Annotated in this window: 2 protein-coding genes; both read right to left on the bottom strand. The window is 47.7% G+C overall.

Annotated features, from left to right (window positions below; genetic code table 11):
* Window positions 1-241: 241 nt before the first annotated feature.
* Window positions 242-1,039: an IS21-like element helper ATPase IstB gene (gene istB / locus IDAT_RS12760; RefSeq protein WP_034734397.1), complete on the bottom strand. Its 798-nt coding sequence runs from the start codon at window positions 1,037-1,039 to the stop codon at window positions 242-244.
* Window positions 1,036-2,055, bottom strand: a complete 1,020-nt coding sequence (istA, locus tag IDAT_RS12765; protein WP_034734399.1) for an IS21 family transposase — start codon at window positions 2,053-2,055, stop codon at window positions 1,036-1,038. Before istA ends, istB begins: the two co-directional genes overlap by 4 nt.
* Window positions 2,056-2,155: the final 100 nt, after the last annotated feature.

Below are 2,155 nucleotides of genomic sequence, written 5' to 3' on the forward strand. Positions count from 1 at the left end.
TGTCAACAACGGGTGAAAACTGATCCGCTTTTGTCCTAAAAACAACGGAATAAAAGTGATCCACCCTTAGCTAATTTTATACTTCAGACGCCGGCTGCAAAGTGATCCACAAAAGTGCTTACTCAGCGTCAATTATCTTGGCCGGTTTGCGGTTTATCCGAAAAGCATCGGAATAAAATTGATCCACCTTTACAGCCATTTTCGTGCACAACAACGGTATTTAACTGATCCATTGCTGCATTTAAGCATCAACAAGTACTTCTGTGCTTGTTTCGACAGCAGGTATGATTCCTGCAGCTTTTTTGCCCTTTAATCGGAAGCTCTCACCACTAATTTGCACAATGTGCGAATGGTGCAGAAGCCGATCTAATAATGCCGCTGTAAGCGTTGTATCATCGGCAAATGCATTCGACCATTGTGAAAATGGCAAGTTGCTAGTGACGATGACACTACCTTGCTCATATCGCTTGGCGATAACATTAAAGAACAGGTTCGCCTCATCGCGGCCAAAAGGTAGATAACCTATCTCATCAATAATGAGCAGCTTTGGCGCAAGTACACTGCGCTTTAAATATTGCTCAAGTCGGCCTTGGCTTTTTGCCGTTGCGAGCTGAAGCATTAAATCAGCCGCTGTAATAAACCGAGTTTTAATACCACGCATTACCGCAAGGTAACCGAGGCTGATAGCCAAGTGGCTTTTACCAACGCCGCTAGGGCCGAGTAATACAATGTTCTCAGCACGTTCAACGAACGCTAAGCCAGTTAGCTCTTTTAGTTGCTGTCGTGGTGCGCCACTAGCAAACTTAAAATCGTAATCATCGAACGATTTTAATGCTGGAAAGCCAGCGAACTTAAGAAGCGTCTCTTGTGTTCGTCGTGTCCTTGCTTGCAGCTCAAGCTGCAGTAGTTGCTCTAGAAAGTCGGCAAACGTACCTTCTTTAGCACTTGTTTTATCTGCGACGGCAGACCACTCAGAACTAATGGTTCCGAGCTTGAGCGTCTCACAAGCGTCTAGTATGCGTTCTTGTTGAAGGTTCATAAACGTCCCTCCAACAAGCTGTCATAGACGCTCAGCGGGTGCTGTAAGCTCTCTATCGGTGTTGGTCGGCTCGCTGATGATGTCGCGATACGACCGTGTTCTTTAGTTGGTAGCGGTTGTAAATGAAACCGCTCTTGCTCAAGCAATATCTGCGGCTTCTGTCCGGTTGTACCGTGAATACGTTGATGCGCAACGTGTTCAAGCCATGGGCCAATGTGAGCGTTGGCCACCGACACATCAAAGCGTAAGCCATGCTGCTTCAAACTGGCAGCTAATGGCGTGATGAAGCTGCTTTTTAAATACGAGTTGAAACGCTCAACCTTGCCCTTCGTGCGAGCTCGATAAGGGCGGCAAGCACGCGGTTGGAAACCGTAGTACTTAGCGAACTGGAGCAACGCTTGGTTCCAGCGATGCTGTCCTGGGCCATATGCATCACGTTCAATCATAATGGTCTTGGCGTTATCAAACAGAACGTGTTGAGTAACTCCACCGAAGAAGGCAAATGCTTCTTCTAAACCGTACAACCAATCTTCTTGGCGCTCGCGCTCTGAAAAGTGTACGAAGGTTGCACGGCTAAACGATAACGTCGCGACAAAGCCCTTCATGCGACGCCGGTTGCGGTTGATGTTAGTGAAATCAACTTGCAACTGCTCACCCGGCTGGGTCTCGAAACGAACAACAGGGTCGCTCGCTTCTGGCTTTTTAAACTGCGACACATACTGTCGCAACTGAGTCATACCGCCGTTATAACCTTGGGCTTCTATCTCTCGAAAAAGAACCGTTGCCGGTATCCAATCAGGCTCAGCGGCTTTAATCCGTTCACGAAGATACGCCTCATAAGGGCCTAACTTCGTTGGGCGCGCTTCACGCGCCGAATAGCTTGGCGTTACTGTTGGCCGAGCCAGATAGTTTTTTACTGTGTTGCGGGAAATACCAAGACGGCGTGCAATCTCGCGATTACTTAATCCCTGTCGGTGTAAAACGTGAATGTCCACTAGTTGCTCCTGAGTTAGCATGTTAGGCCGCCTTGTCTTATTGAAAAGTGCGGCTATGATGCCTCAGGTGGATCACTTTTAAACCGTTGTCAGTGGATCAATTTTACTCCGTTGGTAACAC

It is taken from the genome of Pseudidiomarina atlantica (genome assembly GCF_000753735.1).
GTDB lineage: Bacteria > Pseudomonadota > Gammaproteobacteria > Enterobacterales > Alteromonadaceae > Pseudidiomarina > Pseudidiomarina atlantica.

Bases quoted from the DNA above. Each gene is read 5' to 3' on its own strand.
- istB (WP_034734397.1), bottom strand. From the start codon at position 1,039: ATGAACCTTCAACAAGAACGCATACTAGACGCTTGTGAGACGCTCAAG.
- istA (WP_034734399.1), bottom strand. From the start codon at position 2,055: ATGCTAACTCAGGAGCAACTAGTGGACATTCACGTTTTACACCGACAG.